We start from the raw sequence: 16,709 nt of genomic DNA on the forward strand, positions 1-16,709 counted from the left end.
ACGTCATGGGCACCGAACCGCAGCGGCCCCGGCTGATCGTCGGCATCACCGGGGCCAGCGGCCCGCACCTGGCTGTCCACCTGCTGACCGCGCTGCGCAAGCTCGGCACGGTGGAAACGCATCTGGTGATGTCCCGGGCCGCCCACCGCACCATCGAACTGGAAACCGGAATGCCGCCCGCCGAGGTCGCCGAACTGGCTGATGTCCGGCATGCACGCGGGGACATCGCCGCTTCGATCGCCTCCGGTTCCTTCCGCACCATGGGCATGGTCGTCGTGCCGTGCTCGATGAAAACCGTCGCCGGAATCGCGCACGGCTACAGCGACGACCTGCTCGTCCGCGCCGCCGACGTCACCCTGAAAGAACGCCGTCCGCTCGTGCTCGTCGCCAGGGAAACCCCGTTGAGCCTCGTGCACCTGCGCAATCTCGTGGCGGTGACGGAGGCGGGCGCGATCGTGCTGCCGCCCGTCCCCGCCTTCTACCACCAGCCCGAGTCCATTGAGGACATTCTCGCCCACCTGACCGGCAAGGTGCTCGACCAGTTCGGCATCGAGAACGAACTGTTCGCGCGCTGGCAGGGGCCGCCCGCCTCGCAAGGAGTTCCGCGGTGAACCACCGGCAAGATCCCCATGCTTTCGTTGACCAGTACCGCCACGAGTTTCCCGACGACGTGCTCGTCCTGGACGATCCCGTCCCGGCCGACGAGGGCGTCACCGGGGTGATTTACGAACTCGCCGCGGCCGGACGGCACGAGATGGTGCTGTTCCGGAAGGTGACCGGGCTCGACGTGCCGGTGGTCAGCAACATCTTCGCTTCACGGAAGCGGATCGCCCGCATGCTCGATACCGGACCATCCGGTTTGCACAGTGCCTATCAGCAGCGTGCGCTTCGCGCGGTGCCGCCGAGGGTAGTCGACAGCGGACCGGTGCTGGACGACGTGACTACCGAGGTCGACTTGGCGACCATCCCGATGCTGCGACACTTCGCCAGCGACCGCTCCCCTTATGTCACCAGCGGAATCATCGTCGCGGAGGATCCGGACACCGGCGTCGGAAACCTGAGTTATCACCGTGCGATGCCGCATTCCCGTACCGAGTTGGCGACCAGCCTGCATTCTCGGGGCGACCTGTGGCGGATGTTGCAGAAGTACGCCGAACGCGGCGAACCAATGCCGGTCGCGATGGTGCTCGGCGGGCATCCGCTGTTCATGCTGGCCGCGTCCGCACGCGTCGGCTACGACGTGGACGAGCGCGCGGTGGCTGGCGGGCTTTTCGGCGAGCCGCTGGAAGTCGTGCGTACGCCGCAGCGCGGCATCGGCGTCCCGGCCTGGTCGGACTTCGTGTTGGAAGGCACGATCGACGCCTCCGAGCACGCGGACGAAGGCCCATTCGGCGAGTTTTCCGGCTATTCCTCGAATCGCTCGACCAACAACGTGCTCCGCGTGCAGACCGTGATGCGCCGTTCCGACGCCATGCTCATCGACGTCGTCGGCGGCAACACTGACGAACACTTGAATCTCGCACGGGTTCCTCGGGAATCGGAAATGGCGGAGAAACTCAAGGCGCGATTTCCGGATGTCACGGCGGTGCACTACCCGACGTCCGGCACGCACTTCCATTGTTACGTCGCACTTCGCCAGCGTCGGCCCGGTCAAGCCCGGCAGGTAATGCTCGGCCTGCTCGGCTGGGATCCGTACGTGAAGACGGTGATCGCGGTGGACGAGGACGTCGACGTCACCAGCGACAGCGACGTCTTATGGGCCCTTGCCACGCATTTCCAGCCACACCAGGACTTGTTCACTGTGGACGGTCTGCCCGGCTCGCCGCTCGACCCGTCCTCGGGCTCCGACGGCACGACCTCCCGGATGGGTCTGGACGCCACCCGCGGCCCGCATTTCGACGGCAACCGCATCGTCGTTTCGGAAGAAGCACGTCAGCATGCTCGCCGGATTCTCGGCGGGAACGTTTAAGGAGGGAATCATCATGGCGAAAATCCCGGTGACCGTACTGACCGGCTTTCTCGGCTCCGGCAAGACCACGCTGGTCAACCACATCCTCACCGCTAACCACGGGCACCGGATCGCGGTGATCGAGAACGAGTTCGGCGAAATCCCGATCGACAACGCGCTCGTGCTCGGCGGAGACGAGAAGATCATCGAAATGAGCAACGGGTGCTGCCTGTGCTGCACCGCGCGTACTGATCTGATCGAGATCCTGCAATCGCTGCTGCGCCGCCGCGAACGGTTCGACCGGATCCTCATCGAGACCAGCGGCATGGCCGACCCGAACCCGGTCGCGCAGACGTTTTTCGTGGACGACGAGGTGTCGTCGGCCTTCGCGCTGGACGCGATCGTGACGCTGGTCGACGCGCGGCACGTCGGCAGCCACCTCGAGGAGGGCGAACACGACGGCGTCGGCGGTCAGGTGAGCAACCAGATCGCGTTCGCCGACCGGATCGTGCTCAACAAGATCGACCTGGTCACCGAGCCGGAGATCGAGGAACTGCGCACGCAACTCCGCTCGGTCAACGCGACGGCGGACATCCTCACGTCCAGCTACGGGAGCGTCGACCTGGACGACATCCTCGGCATCAACGCGTTCGACCTGAACCGCACCGTCGCCGGCGACCCGGACTGGCTCGAAGACGAGTCCCACCACCACGATCCGACGCTGGAATCCGTCTCGATCGAACTCGGCTTTCCCTTGGACCGCGCCGCGTTCGAGCAGTGGCTGACCGCCCTGCTGGCCGAACGCGGCGACGACCTGTACCGGTTCAAGGGAATTCTCGCCTTCGACCGGCGGACGGTGTTGCAGGGGGTGCATCGGATTTATGAATTGACTGACGCTGGCGAGTGGGGGGAGGAGCCGCCGGTCAGCAAGCTCGTGCTCATCGGGCGGAATCTCGACCGTGCGGAGCTGACCGACACGGTGTCTCGCTGCAGCCTGGCCGCAGCTGGGCGGTGAGTCAGGCGAGCGCGGCGGTCTCGATAACCTGCTCCGAAAACCCCAGACAGGTCACGCGGACCAGCGTGCTCGTGAACGCCCCAGCGATCGAGGGATGGCCATACTGCGAGGGTCGGCCCGTCCGAGCCGACCCTCGCAGTGTCCTGCTGCAGCCCGGCCGGGCGGTGACCTACGCGAGCGCGGCGGTCACGTCCAACTCGACAACCTGGTCCGAAAACCCCAGGCAGGTCACGCCGACCAGCGTGCTCGCCGTGGTGAACGCCGCGGCGATCGGAGAGTTCACGAACCGCTCCCACACCGCGCCGAGGGTCGGCCGGTCGGAGGTCGCCACGTAGATCACCGTGCGCACCACGTCCTCCGGGGTCGCGCCCGCGTGGGCCAGCGCGGCCTCGGTGTTGGCGACGATCTGGTCCACCTGCGCGAGGACGTCGCCGGGAACGACCTTGCCGTCGGGCGACAGCGGGCACTGGCCGGCGAGGTGCACGGTGCGGCGCGCGTCGACGCTGGTCACGTGGTGGTAGCCGGGAGTCGGGTGCAAGGAGGGCGGGTTCTGCCGTTGAATGGTCACGAGGCGGATCGTCGCTCACCTCGGCGACCGCCCGCCACGGGATTTCCGGACCGGGAGGGCGTATGCGCAGGACAGTCGACTGGGCCGACGGGGCGATCGTGATCGTGGACCAGGTCGCGCTTCCGGGCGAGTACCGCACGCTCACGCTGCGCACGGTGCCCGAACTGGTCGACGCGATCCAACGGCTGGCGGTCCGCGGCGCACCGGCGTTGGGGGCGGCGGGCGCGCTGGGCGTCGCGTTGGCAGCTCGCCAGGGCGGTGACGTGCGAGCCGAGGCGGACCGGATCGCGCATGCCCGGCCGACGGCGGTCAACCTGGCCTGGGGTGTTTCCCGTGCTCTGGCCCAACTGCCGCATGGGGCCGACGCGGTGCTGGCCGAGGCGCGGGCGATGCTGGACGAGGACGAGCAACGCAACCGCACCGCGTCGGCGCACGCGGCGGAAGTCGTGCTGGATTCATGCCCGCGCAGGCCGCTGCGGCTGCTCAGCCATTGCAACACCGGGCACCTGGCGACCGTCTCGTGGGGCACGGCGCTCGGCGTCGTCTGGCACCTGCACGAGAAGGGCCTGGTCGAGTCAGTACTGGTCGACGAGACGCGACCGTTGCTGCAGGGATCCCGGCTCACCGCTTGGGAACTTGAGCAAGCTGGCGTGCCGTACCGCGTGCAACCGGACGGCGCGGCAGCCGCGGCCATGGCGCACGGGCTCGTGGACTGCGTGCTCGTCGGCGCGGACCGGATCGCGGCGAACGGCGACGTGGCCAACAAAATCGGCACCTACGGATTGGCCATCGCCGCCGCCCACCACGGGGTTCCGTTCGTGGTCGTCGCACCGTCGTCCACTGTGGACAAAACCATCGCCACCGGCGCGGACATCGCCATCGAAGAACGCGCGGCTATCGAACTGACGGAGTTCGGCGGGACTCAGGTCGCGCCGGACGGAGCGGCGGTGTTCAACCCAGCCTTCGACGTCACGCCCGCGGCGCTCATCACCGCGGTGGTCACCGAGGACGGCGTGTTCGGCTCGTGAACCTGGTGCGGTGGCGGGCCGTGAGGGGAACCTTCACGGACTCTGAGTCCCTCAGGGTTCCCCTCACGGCCCATCGACAGTCCGGAGCTAGGGGCGCGGACCCAGGACTTCGGCCCCGTCCCGCACGGTGATCGCCATGGCGGGACAGGAGTCCGCGGCGTCCAATACCGTTTCGTCCGGTCCAACACTCTCGGCCACGGCCCGCGCGGTGGCGCCGTCCAGCTGGAACACCTCCGGCATCAACGACGCACACATCCCGCTCCCGATGCACACGCCCCCGTCGACCTCAACCGTCCAGCTCATCGTCACCACCCCACCGGCATCGACCGCGGCCCGCGAACCAGCATCTGCGTCTTCCACTCGATGTCCCCGGCCAGCCGCAGCCCCGGCAACTCCCGGGTCAACGCCCGCAACGCCTCCTGCAGCTCCAGCCGCGCGAGCGGAGCACCCAGACAATGGTGCACGCCGTGTCCGAACCCGAGGTGGTGGTTGTCGCCGCGGTCCAGAACGAGCTGGTCGGCCGTGCCGAACTGCAGCCGGTCCCGGTTGGCCGCGCCGACCGCCACCAGCACCGGTTCCCCTTGGCGCACCAGCACATCGCCGACCTCGACGTCCTCCACCGCATACCGGGCGAACCCGGCCCCAGCACCGAGCGGCACGAAGCGAAGCAACTCCTCCACCGCGGTCGGGATCAGCGACGGGTCAGCACACAACCGCTCCCAGTGCTCATGCTGATCCAGCAGCGCATACACGAAGTTAGGAATCTGGCTGGCGGTCGTTTCGTGCCCAGCGACCAGAATCCCGACGCAGAGATCGACCAGCTCCAGCTCCGTAAGCCGATCCCGCACGTCGCGCGCTTCGATCAGCGCGGTCATCAGATCGTCCTGCGGCTGCGCACGATGCTCGGCAATCAGGCCAGCCATGTACGCGCGCAGCTCCTCGCGACTGCGTTCCGACTCCTCCGGCGTGAGCCGCGTGGTCGACAACGCCGCGTCGCTCCACTCGCGGAACTGCGGCCGGTCGCCCACCGGAACGCCGAGCAGCTCGCAGATCACCGCGACCGGGATCGGCAGCGCGTACAGATCGACCAGATCGGCCGGTTGCCCGTGCTCCCGCAGCTGGTCGATCAGCTCGCTTGCCAGCCGCGCGACCCGCGGGCGCAATTCCTCGACGCGCCGCGCGGTGAACGCCTTCGCGACGAGCGTGCGCAATCGGGTGTGATCCGGCGGATCCATCGAGAGGATGCCGCCCGGACGCCGGTACTCCGACATCCGCGGTTCGTCGCTTTCCTGCGCCAGCGCGCGGGAAAACCGCCGGTCGCCGAGCACGAGGCGGGCGTCGGCGTAGCGGGTGGCGAGCCAGGCGGCCTCGCCGTGCGGCATCTGGACGCGAATCATCCCGGCGTTCTCGCGGGCTGCGGTGTAAGCCTCGTTGAGCGCGAGGCCCGCCTCCTCGTTGAACGGGTAGGCGAGCGGTTCGGTGTGCGTGGTGGTCATGCCAACGACTCCCCGGATCCCTTTGTAAGCAGGTGCTTACATGCCTACACCCGGGGTCGGCCGCGCGTCAATCCGCCAGGAGGTTCCGGAAAAACCCGGGACACCGCCCTGGTACGGCAAGCGATGCGGAGCCGGACCTGGAAATGGTCGCGCCCGAGGTGGTACTAGGTTCACCAGGAGAGCGGGTACGGGTTTCATGGCACCGTCGTCCTGCGGTGCCTTAGCGTCATGCCATGACGATTCCAGCCGGACTGAGACGCACGGTCCTCCGGGCGCGGCGCGACACCGGCTTTCTCGCCGCTGGGGTGCTGCCGCACCTGGCGCTGGTGCCCGTGTGGGCCTGGGCGGCGGCGACTGCCGCCCGGACGGGGAACTGGCTCCTTGCGGTTTCCGTGTCGGCTGCTCTGGTCCTGCTCGGCACCCCGGTGCTGACCGCCGTTCAGCGGGCTCGCTACCGGGCGCTCATCGGTGTGGACGTCCCCAGACTCGCCTTCACTGCGCCGGAACAATGGACGTGGGCCTCGACCGTCCGGTGGCTCGCGGCGACGCGGCCTTGGCGCAAGATCGGCTACCACCTCCTGCTGGGCCCGCTGCTCGCGCTGCTGGAGCTGCTGGTGCTCGCGATGGCAGCGGCAGGCCTGGCGGGAGTCACCGCCTACGCCTGGTCCTGGGCGCTGCCAACCGGAATCCGCCAGGACTGGTTCGGCTACGCGACCCAGCTGCCGGTTTACACAGCGGCTGGGCTCCTCCTCCTGTGCGCCCTGCCCTGGACCGCGCGGGCAGCAGCCCGGGCGGAGGCGCGGCTGGCGTCGGGGCTGCTCGGGCCCAGCCGGGCGCAGCGGCTCCAGAAGCGGGTCGATCAGCTGGCCGTGAGCCGGACCGACTTGATCGAGGCCGTCGACGCGGAGCGCCGCCGGATCGAGCGCGACCTGCACGACGGCACCCAGCAGCGGTTGGTGTCTCTCGCGGTCAACCTGGGTCTGGCCATGGCCACCCGTCCGGACCTGCCGAGTGAGGCCCGCGAGGTGATCGCGAAAGCGCACCTCGAGGCGAAGGAGGCGATCGCCGAAATCAATGACCTGGTGCGGGGGCTGCACCCGGCCGTGCTCGAAGACCGAGGTCTGGACGCGGCGTTGTCGGGGCTGGCCGCCCGCACGCCCCTGCCGGTGCGGCTGCGGGTCGATCTGGAGGAGCGGATGGCACCCACCGTGGAGTCAGTCGCGTACTTCGTGATCTCCGAGGCGCTGACCAATGCGACGAAGCACGCCAACGCGATGCGTGCGGAGGTGACAGTCCGTCAGGTCGGCGAGGTGCTGCGAGTGCGCGTTACCGACGACGGGCTGGGCGGTGCCGACGCCGCCGCCGGCACAGGACTGACCGGGCTGGCCAAGCGGGTCGGCTCCCTCGACGGGGCCTTCCGCGTCAGCAGCCCCGCCGGCGGGCCCACCACCGTCGCCGCGGAGCTGCCGTGCGCGCGGTGATCGCCGAGGATTCGGTGTTGTTGCGGGTCGGCCTGATCAAGGTGCTGGAGGCGGGCGGGTTCCAGGTCGTCGCGGAAGCCGGCGACGCGGAAGGACTGTTGGCGGCAGTGGCGGAGCATCGGCCGGAACTCGCCTTGATCGACGTCCGGATGCCGCCCGGCTTCACCGACGAGGGGGTGCGGGCGGCAATGGAGATCCGTCGGCGCTGGCCGGGGACGCCGGTCGTGCTGCTTTCGCAGTACGTGGAGGAGCGGTACGCGGCCGACCTGCTGTCCGCGAACACCAGCGGCGTGGGCTATCTGCTCAAGCAGCGGGTCGCCGATGTCGCCGACTTCGTGGCGGCGGTCCGGCGAGTGGCGGAAGGGGGCACGGCCCTCGACCCGCAGGTCGTCGCCCAGTTGCTGCTGCGGCGCGACAGCGACCCGCTCGCCCGGCTGACCCCCCGCGAACGGGAGGTGCTCGGCCTGATGGCCGAGGGGCGCTCCAACGCCGGCATCGCGCAGGCGCTGGTGGTCAGCGAGAGCGCCGTGGCGAAGCACATCAACAACATCTTCGCCAAGCTCGACCTGCCCGTGGTCGACGCGGACCACCGCCGCGTCCTGGCCGTGCTGCGGTTCCTCGGAGCGTCCCCGGCCTGACCTTCGCCTCCGTGATCCGGGCGGTGTCGGCACAGTGATCCCGGGTAGCGGATCATGGTGCAGCGGCCCCGATCCTTGGCCCGGCGGCCCACGTGGTCGAGCATCTCCTGACAGACCGGGCCACAAGCGCCGGTCACGTCACGGCCTCTTCCGCTGAACGGCCCGGCCGGGGGAAGGCCCGGGTCGCGAGAACCGCGCAGGCCGCCGCGAGCGGCAACTCGGCGAAGACCGCCATCAGCACCGCCACCTTGAAGTCCGAGCCCGGGGCAGCCGTCATGGTGTCGAACCAGGCGTCGACCAGCAGCAGGGCCGAGGTGGCGGCGGAGGTCAGGCAGGCCCGGCGGTCGCCGCACCGGAGGAGCAGGCCGGTGGAGAGCAGGCCGAGCGCCTCGAAGCTGTCCAGACCCGTCCACGTCCACGCCCAGTGCGCGGCCTGAGCGGTGGCCGGAAGCCCGGCGTGCAGGAAGACCACCCAGGGAATCATCGCCAGCCCGAGCACGGTGAGGACCGTGGCCGTCCGGCGAAGCAGCAGAGGAAACGTCGAAGCGGCCGCGGCTTTCGGGAGGATCCGCAGGACACCGCTCGCCATGACACCTGACTCCCTCCGGTGCCCGCCCCTCGGGCACGGCATCAGCATGTCGTTCGCGGCAGATCCGAGGCAGTAACGCACCTATCCGACTTGATGGTGGTGCTGGGTACACCTTCCGCACCGGGGTGGCGCACTAGGCTCGGTCCAATGACTTCCGCATGGACGAACGAAGCCGCGATCCGGCAGTGGAACACCGGCAGCACAAGGGAATCGATGGAAGCGACCGCCGAGAGCGGCGACTTTTCCAAGCGGCATCTGGGCAACCCCGTCCTCCTCCGGCTTCTCGGCGACGTGCGGGGCCGGAGGGTGCTGGACGCGGGCTGCGGCAACGGATACTTCAGCCGGATACTCGCCGGGCGCGGAGCCGAGGTGACCGGGGTCGAACCGGCCGAGAGCCTGATTTCGTTCGCCCGGGAGAAGTCCGCGGAAGGCATTTCCTACCTGCAGGCGGATCTCGCCGAGCTTCCCGAACTGGAGCCGTTCGACGCTGTCGTGTGCAGCATGGTGCTGATGGCGATTCCCGATTGGAAGCCCGCGATGCGCGCCTGCGTCGAAGCGGTGCGGCCGGGCGGGTTGTTCGTGTTCGCCATCGTGCATCCGGCGTTCGAGGAACTGTTCGGCACCTGGCGGGAGCACGGCGAATACCGCCGGAAGGAGTACCTGGCGGAGTACGAGATCGTCGGGGGCGGTGCTTCCGACTTCCATCGGCCGATTTCCGCCTATCTCAACGAAGTGGCCGCGCTCGGCTGCCGGGTGCGCGAGGTCGTCGAGCCGGGACTGGATCCGGAGGTGGGGGCGGCGAGCGGCATCGAGGCTTACGTGCGCATGCCGAACTTCCTGATCGTCGCGGCGGAAACCGGCTGCCCGTCAGGCCGATAACCGGTTCCCGAATGTCCCAGTCCCGGTCGCGGTTTGGATAGCGTGGTCGCATGCTGGACTACGGCCTGGATTTGTCCGAGATCGCCCGCGAAGCCGCCTTGCCGGATCTGCTCGCGGAAGGCGACGACCTCGACGCGGTGGTGTCCACGGAACCGGACTGGTCGAGACCGACCCCGGCCGAGGGGTGGACGATCGGCCACCAGATCGCGCATCTCGCGGCGGCCGACGCGAACGTCCTCCTCGCCATCCGGACGCCGGAGAAGTTCGCCGCCGTGCTGGACGAAAACTCCGACGCCGTCGCGGCCAAGGGCGCCGCGCGGCCGCGCTCGGAGCTGCTGGACTACTGGCGCGCCGGACGGGCCGAAGTGGCCGCAGTACTCGGCGAAATCCCGCTGGACCAGGCGTTTCCGTGGTACGGCTCGGAGTCCACCGCGAAGCTCGCGGTGCCGCTTCGGCTGATGGAAACCTGGGCGCACGGGCAGGACATCTTCGACACCGTGGGCGTCGAACACCGCCCGACTGACCGGCTCAAGCACATCGCCGTGCTGGGCGTCGCCGGGCGCGGGCTTTCGTTCTACGCCGCCCAGTTGCCGCTGCCGACCGAGCCGATCCGGGTCGAGCTGACCGGTCCCGACGGTGCTGTCTGGGGCTGGGGGCCGGACGACGCCGCACAGCGGATCCGGGGCAGCGCAAGGGATTTCTGCCTTCGGATCACCCAGCGGCGAGCACTGGACGACACCGGTCTGGCCGCGATCGGCGACGACGCGACAGCGTGGCTGGAGAACGCCCGGATCTTTCTCTAACGACGCTCGGGCCGCAGCAACGCGACACCCAAAGTCATCGCGCTCGTCGACGCCACGTGGATCGCCAGCGCTTTCCGGTTCGGCGCCCACACCCCGGTCGTCGGACCGCCGGACCACATCGCCGCCACGAAACCGCCTGCGGCACAAGCCATTGCCCGCCACAGCGCGGGCGAGCGACCCCGTCCAGCCGCCAAACCGGTGCCCACCGCACCGAAAGCGCCCGCGGTGATCAGTGCTTCGCGCGCCATGTGGTACTGCACGTGACCTTCGCCGTGGCGGACCTCCGGTGCGCGGTAGCTCGGATCGGTGATGTGCGTGACCGTCTGCCACACCGACGGCGCGGCGGCGGCCAGGCCCGCGACAACGGCTGCCGCGCCCAAGGTTTCCCGCTTCATTGGTCGTCCTTTCCCTTGAGGTGGTGCGAAACCCGTCGCAGCGCGTCGTTCACCACGTCGATGGTTTCCGGTTCGAGAGCCTTCGTGATTTCGCGTTCGATCTCCGTCTTGAGCGCGAACGACGCGATCGCCTGCCGTTTGCCCTCCTCGGTGAGGGACACGAGCACCGAACGCCGGTCGTCCGGGTCTTTGTCGCGGCGGACCCAGCCGCGGGCTTCGAGCCGGGTGATCCGGTGCGTGACCGAACCCGAGGTCAGCTCGACCGCGGCCATCACCTGCCCGGGCGTCAGCCGGTGTCCGGGCGCGCGCTTGAGCGCGGCGAGCATTTCCAGCTCCCACAACTCGATCCCGTGCGCGGACAATTCCCGGCGCATCGCCAGTTCCAGCTGGTGCGCGACCCGCCGCAGCCGGTAGGACAGCGACTTCGCGCCCAGCACGCTCTCGTCGCCGCCTCCTCGCCGGACGGCGTCCACCAGGTCGTCGACCGCGTCCCGCGGCGTGGTGTTCACCGGCACGGACCTTTCTCTCGACATCAAGGCAGTGAGAGAATACCTTGACGTCAAGACAGTTCGCCAGTCGAGCATCGGCCAAGGGGGAACCATGAACATCGAAGTCGCGGTCATCGGAGCCGGACCCGTCGGGATGGCGGCGGCCGCGTTCCTGCACCACGCCGGGGTCGCGGTCCGGGTATTCGAGGCGAATCCGGAACGCGCGGGGCAATCGAGGGCGACGACCATCCACCCGCGCACCCTCGAAGTTCTCGATTCGCTGCCGGACGAGCGGGGTTCGCTGGCCGCGCGCATGGTCGCGGCGGGAAATCCGGTGCCTGCCGCGCATTTCGCGACCCTGCCCAACCGGCTGGACTACACCGGACTCGACACCTCGTTCCCGTTCGTCCTGATGCTCCCGCAGCCGGAAACCGAGCGGCTGCTGGCCGAACATCTCGCTGAACAGGGCGTCGCGATCGAGTACGGATGGAAACTGGCCAACCTCACGCAGGACGAGCAAGGCGTCGCCATCGTCTCCGAATCCGGCGACACCCAGCGCGTCGGGTACGTCGTCGGCGCGGACGGCGCGCACAGCGCGACCCGGCACGCGCTCGGACTCGCCTTTCCCGGAAGTCCCGCGTCCACCATGGGTTTCCTCGCCGACGTCAAACTGGAACGACCGCCGGCGCAGTCGCACAACTGGGACTGCGAACGCGGCTCGTACAGCGTGTTTCCGCTGCCCGGCGGCATCCACCGCGTCTTCGGCCACGAACCCGGCGACACCGGCCTCACGCCGGAGGAAGCCGCACGCCGCCAAGCACTGATACCCGACGAGACCGAACTGCTCGCGACGCTCAAGCGGCTCGCCGACGACGATTTCGGCATCACCGAGGTGGTCTGGGCCTCGCGGACCGGCGACACCACGCGCCACGTCGAGCAGTATCGCGCCGGCCGGGTGTTCCTCGCCGGAGACGCCGCGCACGTCCACCTTCCGGCGGGCGGCCAGGGTCTCAACGTCGGTGTGCAGGACGCGGCGAACCTCGCGTGGAAGCTCGCCGCGGAGGTGAAGGGCCGCGCGCCACAGCGGATCATCGACGGCCCGCAGTCCTACGACGCCGAACGCCGCCCCATCGCGGTCCGGCTCGCGGCGAACACCCTCGCTCAGGCCGCACTCATGGTCACCTTCACTCCCGGCGGAAAAGCATTGCGGGACTTGATGTCCGACCTCATCGGCCGCGACGGCGACACCGCGGACGAACTGCGCGGCTGGCTGTCCGGACTGGACGTTTCCTACGCCGAAGACGGCAGCCTCGTCGGCCGTCGCGTACCCAACCTCCCGCTCGACGACGGCCGCACGCTCCACCGCGCACTGCGGCCGGACCGGTTGACTCTCGTGGCTTTCGGCAGCACTGTCGCGGAGGGCGAGAACGTCGTGCGCTCAACCCGGGACTGGCACGACTTGGCCGCCGTGCTCGTCCGGCCGGACGGTTACTCCGCCGAAGTGTGGACAGCGGACGAAAAGATCACCGCCGACTGGATGGAGCGCTGAATGGGCGTCGACACCGCACGCGGACGCTTCGGCATTCTCGCGATTCTCTGCTCCAGCATCCTCGTCGTCGCGATGGACAACACCATCGTCAACGTCGCGCTCCCGGTCATCCGCACCGATCTCGGCGCGTCGATCAACGGTCTACAATGGACGATCGACTCCTACACGCTCGTGATCGCCTGCTTCCTGATGCTCGCCGGCGCCACCGGAGACCGGTTGGGACGCAAGCGAACCTTCCTCGCCGGGCTGGTCCTTTTCGGACTCGGCTCGCTGCTGTGCAGCCTGGCCCCGTCGATCGGCTGGCTGGTCGCAGCGCGGATCGTGCAGGCTCTCGGCGGCGCGATGCTGAACCCGGTCGCGATGTCGATCATCACGAACGTCTTCGCCGACCCGGGCGAGCGGGCGCGGGCGATCGGCGTCTGGGGGTCGATCGTCGGGATTTCGCTGGGCGTCGGCCCGGTGCTCGGCGGCGTGCTCACCGAAAGCATCGGCTGGCGGGCGATTTTCTGGGTCAACGTCCCCGTGGTCGTCGCGGCGCTCGCTTTGACCGCGCGCTACGTGCCGGAATCGCGTGCTCCGCGCCCGCGCCGGCCGGACCCGGTCGGACAGGTGCTGGTCGTGGTGCTGCTCGGTTCGGTGGTGACCGCCGCGATCGAGGGCCAGCGGCTCGGCTGGGGTTCGCCGGTGATCCTCAGCCTGGCCGGGCTCGGCGTGCTCGCCTTGACCGCGCTGATCCGCTGGGAGATCCGCCGCCGGGAACCGCTGGTCGAACTGCGGTTCTTCCGGAGCGCGCCGTTCTCGTCCGCCACGATCAGCGCGGTGTGCGGGCTCGCCGCGTTCGGCACGTTCCTGTTCCTGTCGCCGCTGTACCTGCAGGAAGTGCGCGGGCTGTCGGCGCTGCAATCCGGGTTGATGCTGCTGCCGACCGCCGTGGCGGTGACGATCGCCGCGCCGCTGGCCGGCCGTCTCGTCGCCACTCGCGGTGCGCGGATTCCACTGCTGACCGCTGGTATCTCAATGACCGTCGTTGCCGTCGTGCTCACCACCGCGTCGGCCACCACGCCGCTGTGGGTGCTCGCGATCGCGTACGGCGTGTTCGGGATGGGCTTCGGCCTGCTGAACCCGCCGATCACCAACGCGGCGGTGAGCGGCATGCCGCGCTCCCAAGCCGGGGTCGCCGCCGCGGTCGCGTCCACTTCGCGGCAAGTCGGGCAGACCCTCGGCGTCGCCGTCGCGGGCACGATTCTCGCTGCCGCGGCGAGTCCGCTGGCCGGTTACGCGACGGCTTGGTGGGCGGTGGCGGGTGGGACCGCGCTCATCATCGTGCTCGCGATCCTCGCTACTACCGCCCGGGCGCGAGCGGGGGCCGAACGGGTAGCCCGCCGGTTCGCCGACCAGCCGATCACCGAACCGGTCTAATCGCGGTGCTCACCACGCAGCCACAGCCAATCCGCTGGCCAGCTACGCCACGGCCTGGTGGGCGGGACGACGCTCATCGTGCTCGCGATCTACCGTGCTCACCGGATACGCCACGGCCTGGGGGCGGTCGCGAGCGGGACGACGCTCATCATCGCGCTCGCCGTCCTCGCCACCACCGCCCGGGCCCGAGCAGGCGCCGAACGGGTCGCCCGCCGATTCGCCGACCAGCCGATCACCGAACCGGTCTAATCGCGGTGAGGTGAATCGGGCAGAGCTGTGGTCCTTCCGTCGCCTATCTTGATCGATCGCCCCGCGCCGGTGCGGGCGTCACCAGAGTGGAAGATGCCCGCACCGTCGGAGGAAAGGCGCCATCCGCATGCCCACCCCGTCCGAGACCCCGGCACTTCCGACCGCCCGCGCCACCGGGTGCCCGTTCGACCCGCCCGCCGAGTACGCCGCCTTGCGGGAGACCGCGCCGGTGTCGCGGATCCGCTGCCCGGCCGGGTTCGACACCTGGCTGGTCACCCGCTACGACGACGTCCGCGCGGTGCTCGCCGACCCGGCGCTCAGCTCGCGCGGAGCCTCGTCGGTGCACGTCAAGCCCGATTTGGACCCATACGCCGAGGTCGACCCCGGTTCGATCATCCAGCTCGACGGAGCGGAGCATTCCCGGCTGCGCAAAATGGTCGTCGCCGAGTTCACCGTCCGGCGGGTGGAGAAGCTCCGCGATTACGTCCGCGAGCAGGTCGAGAGGCATCTCGACGCGATGCTCGCCAAACCCGGCCGCGCCGATCTGGTGCTGGACTTCGCGCTGCCGATCCCGTCGCTGGCGATCTGCGAACTCCTCGGCGTCCCGTACGCCGACCGCGAGCTGTTCCAGCGCCAGAGCAGCCTGCTGGTCAGCACCGACCAGGACGCCGAAACCACCAAGCAGGCGTACCACGAACTGGCCGGCTACCTGGGCAAACTGTTCTCCGGCAAGCAACAGGACCCGCAGGACGACCTGTTCAGCAAGCTCATCGTCCGGGCCGAGGCCTCCGGGGAGCGGCTCGACCTGGACGAGCTGATCATGCTCGGGCTCAGCCTCCTGGTCGCCGGGCACGAAACCACCGCCAACATGATCGCGCTCAGCGCTCTTTTGCTGCTGGACCATCCGGAGCAGCGCGAGCAAGCCCTCACCGATCCGCAGCGGGCGGTCGAAGAACTGCTGCGGTATCTGTCGGTCGTGCAGTTCGGCGTGCTGCGATACGCGACCGAAGAGGTCAAGGTCGGCGACCAGACGGTCGCCGCGGGTGACTGGCTGATCGCCGCGCTGAACTCCGCCAACCGCGACGAGGACCGTTATCCGCACGCCGACCAGCTGGACTTCACCCGCGAATCGCCGCGCACGCACGTCGCCTTCGGGTTCGGCGCGCACCAGTGCGTCGGCCAGCAGCTCGCGCGGGTCGAAATGCAGGAGGCGCTGACCGCGTTGTTCCGCCGCGTGCCGGACCTGCGGCTGGCGGTGCCGAAGGAATCTTTGGCGTACAAGCACAACGCGCTCGTCTACGGCCCCGAGGAGCTGCCGGTCGCCTGGTCCGCGTAGTTCGTCCGGCTGATCCGCGGCCTGTCGGGTTAACCTCGTCGCGCACACCAGCGCACCCCAGGGGGAAACCGGATGGCCGCGGATCAGCCTTCGCGCAAACGCGACGCGACGGCGACGAAAGCCGCGCTGCTGGACGCCGCGGCCGAGCTGTTCGCCGACCGCGGCTTCGACCGCACCACGGTGCGCGACATCGCGAACCGCGCGGGCGTCAACCAGGCGCTGCTGTTCCGGTACTTCGGCAGCAAGGACGCGTTGTTCGAGCACGTGATGGCGCGCGGCGGCCTCGCCCAGGTCGAGACGACCCCGCCCGAACGGCTGTTCTCCGCGGCGCTGCGGAGCCTCCTCGAACGCGACGACTCGGCGTCCCGCTCCATCGAGACCTACCTGCGGTCATCCGGCACCGATCGCGCCGACGAGGCCCTCCGCGCGCAGCTCGACGCCGAATACACCCGAGCGCTGTCCGGGCTCACCGACGCGCCGGACGCCGAATTGCGGGCCGACCTGGCGATGGCCTGGCTGCTCGGCATCGGCCTGGTCCGCTCGATCACTCGCAAGGAGCCGCTCGCCACCGCGCCCGCCGACGAGATCGAACGGCTTATCGGCCCGGCCGTGCGCACCCTGCTCGAACGCAGCAAGTAATTCACCCGCGCTGACCGACGGTGCCCGGGGCGAAGTCCGTGAGGGGAACCTTCACGGACTCTGCTTGGGTTCTAGCGGTCGTTGCAACGCCTGAGTTGTGCAGGGGTTGCTGTGTTCGAGGTCGGCGAGGGCCGGTTGCCGCGGGGTCGTGTGAGGCTGGCGGCGGAACGCCGCCGCTATTTTGATCTT

At 69.3% G+C, this 16,709-nt stretch carries 19 protein-coding genes; 13 read left to right on the forward strand and 6 right to left on the reverse strand.

Features of this window, described 5'->3' with window-relative positions:
- Positions 1 to 5: 5 nt before the first annotated feature.
- From D0D37_RS29930 to D0D37_RS29940, 3 genes are read left to right on the forward strand one after another with little or no spacing between them, the layout of a single operon-like run.
- Positions 6 to 611, forward strand: coding sequence for a UbiX family flavin prenyltransferase (locus tag D0D37_RS29930; RefSeq protein ID WP_116203942.1), 606 nt, complete (start codon positions 6 to 8; stop codon positions 609 to 611).
- The gene (locus tag D0D37_RS29935; protein ID WP_167493591.1) at positions 608 to 1,969 is read left to right on the forward strand and encodes a UbiD family decarboxylase; all 1,362 of its coding nucleotides are present in this window, start codon (positions 608 to 610) and stop codon (positions 1,967 to 1,969) included. Before D0D37_RS29930 ends, D0D37_RS29935 begins: the two co-directional genes overlap by 4 nt.
- Positions 1,970 to 1,982: 13 nt before the next feature.
- Positions 1,983 to 2,963 (forward strand): CobW family GTP-binding protein, encoded by a 981-nt coding sequence (locus tag D0D37_RS29940; protein WP_116203944.1) that lies wholly within the window; start codon positions 1,983 to 1,985, stop codon positions 2,961 to 2,963.
- 169 nt (positions 2,964 to 3,132) lie between these two features.
- Here the strand turns inward: D0D37_RS29940 and D0D37_RS29945 are convergent, their stop codons facing one another.
- On the reverse strand, positions 3,133 to 3,531 hold the full coding sequence (locus tag D0D37_RS29945; RefSeq protein WP_116203945.1) for a RidA family protein: 399 nt from the start codon (positions 3,529 to 3,531) through the stop codon (positions 3,133 to 3,135).
- Positions 3,532 to 3,593: 62 nt separating this feature from the next.
- Between D0D37_RS29945 and mtnA the strand changes: the two genes are divergently transcribed.
- On the forward strand, positions 3,594 to 4,559 hold the full coding sequence (mtnA, locus tag D0D37_RS29950) for an S-methyl-5-thioribose-1-phosphate isomerase (RefSeq protein ID WP_116203946.1): 966 nt from the start codon (positions 3,594 to 3,596) through the stop codon (positions 4,557 to 4,559).
- A gap of 87 nt (positions 4,560 to 4,646) precedes the next feature.
- Here mtnA and D0D37_RS29955 read toward each other — a convergent pair whose 3' ends face one another.
- Complete coding sequence (locus tag D0D37_RS29955; protein ID WP_116203947.1) at positions 4,647 to 4,862, reverse strand: ferredoxin; 216 nt, start codon at positions 4,860 to 4,862, stop codon at positions 4,647 to 4,649.
- Between the two features lie 2 nt (positions 4,863 to 4,864).
- On the reverse strand, positions 4,865 to 6,055 hold the full coding sequence (locus tag D0D37_RS29960; protein WP_116203948.1) for a cytochrome P450: 1,191 nt from the start codon (positions 6,053 to 6,055) through the stop codon (positions 4,865 to 4,867).
- A 233-nt stretch (positions 6,056 to 6,288) separates the two neighbouring features.
- On the opposite strand from D0D37_RS29960, the gene D0D37_RS29965 reads away from it, so the two are divergent.
- Both D0D37_RS29965 and D0D37_RS29970 read left to right on the forward strand, forming a co-directional pair.
- Positions 6,289 to 7,536 (forward strand): sensor histidine kinase, encoded by a 1,248-nt coding sequence (locus tag D0D37_RS29965; protein WP_116203949.1) that lies wholly within the window; start codon positions 6,289 to 6,291, stop codon positions 7,534 to 7,536.
- Entirely contained in the window at positions 7,524 to 8,174 is a 651-nt protein-coding gene (locus D0D37_RS29970; RefSeq protein ID WP_116203950.1) for a response regulator, read from the forward strand. The genes D0D37_RS29965 and D0D37_RS29970 overlap by 13 nt, the downstream gene beginning before the upstream one ends.
- Positions 8,175 to 8,307: 133 nt before the next feature.
- Here the strand turns inward: D0D37_RS29970 and D0D37_RS29975 are convergent, their stop codons facing one another.
- Positions 8,308 to 8,763: a hypothetical protein gene (locus D0D37_RS29975; RefSeq protein ID WP_244223724.1), complete on the reverse strand. Its 456-nt coding sequence runs from the start codon at positions 8,761 to 8,763 to the stop codon at positions 8,308 to 8,310.
- A gap of 147 nt (positions 8,764 to 8,910) precedes the next feature.
- Here D0D37_RS29975 and D0D37_RS29980 point away from each other — a divergent pair, with 147 nt between their 5' ends.
- Together D0D37_RS29980 and D0D37_RS29985 are read left to right on the forward strand one after the other, a co-directional pair.
- Positions 8,911 to 9,642 (forward strand): class I SAM-dependent methyltransferase, encoded by a 732-nt coding sequence (locus D0D37_RS29980; protein WP_116203951.1) that lies wholly within the window; start codon positions 8,911 to 8,913, stop codon positions 9,640 to 9,642.
- Between the two features lie 50 nt (positions 9,643 to 9,692).
- Positions 9,693 to 10,445, forward strand: a complete 753-nt coding sequence (locus D0D37_RS29985) for a maleylpyruvate isomerase family mycothiol-dependent enzyme (RefSeq protein WP_116203952.1) — start codon at positions 9,693 to 9,695, stop codon at positions 10,443 to 10,445.
- Here D0D37_RS29985 and D0D37_RS29990 read toward each other — a convergent pair.
- Together D0D37_RS29990 and D0D37_RS29995 are read right to left on the reverse strand one after the other, a co-directional pair.
- Positions 10,442 to 10,840: a hypothetical protein gene (locus tag D0D37_RS29990; RefSeq protein WP_116203953.1), complete on the reverse strand. Its 399-nt coding sequence runs from the start codon at positions 10,838 to 10,840 to the stop codon at positions 10,442 to 10,444. The two genes, D0D37_RS29985 and D0D37_RS29990, sit on opposite strands and share 4 nt — an antisense overlap.
- On the reverse strand, positions 10,837 to 11,349 hold the full coding sequence (locus tag D0D37_RS29995) for a MarR family winged helix-turn-helix transcriptional regulator (protein WP_208720208.1): 513 nt from the start codon (positions 11,347 to 11,349) through the stop codon (positions 10,837 to 10,839). The genes D0D37_RS29990 and D0D37_RS29995 overlap by 4 nt, the downstream gene beginning before the upstream one ends.
- Positions 11,350 to 11,440: 91 nt before the next feature.
- On the opposite strand from D0D37_RS29995, the gene D0D37_RS30000 reads away from it, so the two are divergent.
- From D0D37_RS30000 to D0D37_RS30020, 5 genes are all read left to right on the forward strand, one after another.
- Positions 11,441 to 12,877, forward strand: coding sequence for an FAD-dependent monooxygenase (locus D0D37_RS30000; RefSeq protein ID WP_208720209.1), 1,437 nt, complete (start codon positions 11,441 to 11,443; stop codon positions 12,875 to 12,877).
- Complete coding sequence (locus D0D37_RS30005) at positions 12,878 to 14,296, forward strand: MFS transporter (protein WP_116203954.1); 1,419 nt, start codon at positions 12,878 to 12,880, stop codon at positions 14,294 to 14,296.
- 57 nt (positions 14,297 to 14,353) lie between these two features.
- Positions 14,354 to 14,545, forward strand: coding sequence for a hypothetical protein (locus D0D37_RS30010; protein ID WP_116203955.1), 192 nt, complete (start codon positions 14,354 to 14,356; stop codon positions 14,543 to 14,545).
- Between the two features lie 127 nt (positions 14,546 to 14,672).
- The gene (locus tag D0D37_RS30015; protein WP_116203956.1) at positions 14,673 to 15,881 is read left to right on the forward strand and encodes a cytochrome P450; all 1,209 of its coding nucleotides are present in this window, start codon (positions 14,673 to 14,675) and stop codon (positions 15,879 to 15,881) included.
- 72 nt (positions 15,882 to 15,953) lie between these two features.
- Positions 15,954 to 16,520: a TetR family transcriptional regulator gene (locus D0D37_RS30020; protein WP_116203957.1), complete on the forward strand. Its 567-nt coding sequence runs from the start codon at positions 15,954 to 15,956 to the stop codon at positions 16,518 to 16,520.
- The last annotated feature ends 189 nt before the right edge of the window (positions 16,521 to 16,709 follow it).

The organism is Amycolatopsis circi (genome assembly GCF_003385235.1).
Taxonomy (GTDB): domain Bacteria; phylum Actinomycetota; class Actinomycetes; order Mycobacteriales; family Pseudonocardiaceae; genus Amycolatopsis; species Amycolatopsis circi.

What these genes read in the sequence shown, in the direction of transcription:
- D0D37_RS29930 (WP_116203942.1), top strand. Translation starts at nt 6, where the DNA reads ATGGGCACCGAACCGCAGCGGCCCCGGCTGATCGTCGGCATCACCGGG.
- D0D37_RS29940 (WP_116203944.1), top strand. Translation starts at nt 1,983, where the DNA reads ATGGCGAAAATCCCGGTGACCGTACTGACCGGCTTTCTCGGCTCCGGC.
- mtnA (WP_116203946.1), top strand. Translation starts at nt 3,594, where the DNA reads ATGCGCAGGACAGTCGACTGGGCCGACGGGGCGATCGTGATCGTGGAC.
- D0D37_RS29955 (WP_116203947.1), bottom strand. Translation starts at nt 4,862, where the DNA reads ATGAGCTGGACGGTTGAGGTCGACGGGGGCGTGTGCATCGGGAGCGGG.
- D0D37_RS29960 (WP_116203948.1), bottom strand. Translation starts at nt 6,055, where the DNA reads ATGACCACCACGCACACCGAACCGCTCGCCTACCCGTTCAACGAGGAG.
- D0D37_RS29965 (WP_116203949.1), top strand. Translation starts at nt 6,289, where the DNA reads ATGACGATTCCAGCCGGACTGAGACGCACGGTCCTCCGGGCGCGGCGC.
- D0D37_RS29975 (WP_244223724.1), bottom strand. Translation starts at nt 8,763, where the DNA reads ATGGCGAGCGGTGTCCTGCGGATCCTCCCGAAAGCCGCGGCCGCTTCG.
- D0D37_RS29980 (WP_116203951.1), top strand. Translation starts at nt 8,911, where the DNA reads ATGACTTCCGCATGGACGAACGAAGCCGCGATCCGGCAGTGGAACACC.
- D0D37_RS29985 (WP_116203952.1), top strand. Translation starts at nt 9,693, where the DNA reads ATGCTGGACTACGGCCTGGATTTGTCCGAGATCGCCCGCGAAGCCGCC.
- D0D37_RS29990 (WP_116203953.1), bottom strand. Translation starts at nt 10,840, where the DNA reads ATGAAGCGGGAAACCTTGGGCGCGGCAGCCGTTGTCGCGGGCCTGGCC.
- D0D37_RS30000 (WP_208720209.1), top strand. Translation starts at nt 11,441, where the DNA reads ATGAACATCGAAGTCGCGGTCATCGGAGCCGGACCCGTCGGGATGGCG.
- D0D37_RS30005 (WP_116203954.1), top strand. Translation starts at nt 12,878, where the DNA reads ATGGGCGTCGACACCGCACGCGGACGCTTCGGCATTCTCGCGATTCTC.
- D0D37_RS30015 (WP_116203956.1), top strand. Translation starts at nt 14,673, where the DNA reads ATGCCCACCCCGTCCGAGACCCCGGCACTTCCGACCGCCCGCGCCACC.
- D0D37_RS30020 (WP_116203957.1), top strand. Translation starts at nt 15,954, where the DNA reads ATGGCCGCGGATCAGCCTTCGCGCAAACGCGACGCGACGGCGACGAAA.